Raw genomic sequence first — 311 nt, 5'->3', positions numbered from 1 at the left:
CCGATCTCGTCCAGGGTGCGGGGCTGGCCGTCGGTGAGCCCGAACCGCAGCCGGACGACGCCGGCCTCCCTCTCGGACAGCGTCTGCAGCACGCTGGTCAGCTGGTCCTGCATCAGGGTGAAGCTGACCGCGTCGACGGCCACGACGGCCTCGGAGTCCTCGATGAAGTCACCGAGCTGGCTGTCGCCCTCGTCGCCGATGGTCTGGTCCAGGCTGATCGGCTCCCGGGCGTACTGCTGGATCTCCAGCACCTTCTCGGGGGTGATGTCCATCTCCTTGGCCAGCTCCTCCGGGGTGGGCTCGCGGCCCAG

Annotated in this window: 1 protein-coding gene; it reads right to left on the bottom strand. The window is 69.5% G+C overall.

Features of this window, described 5'->3' with window-relative positions:
• Positions 1-311 (bottom strand): sigma-70 domain-containing protein (locus IN07_RS23210; protein ID WP_036341379.1); only part of this gene is annotated, 311 nt, incomplete at both ends.

Origin of the sequence: Modestobacter caceresii (genome assembly GCF_000761485.1) — a bacterium.
In the GTDB taxonomy this organism is placed as follows: domain Bacteria; phylum Actinomycetota; class Actinomycetes; order Mycobacteriales; family Geodermatophilaceae; genus Modestobacter; species Modestobacter caceresii.
The sequence above is the reverse complement of the archived record's forward strand: the minus strand, read 5'-3'. Positions and strand labels throughout refer to the sequence as shown.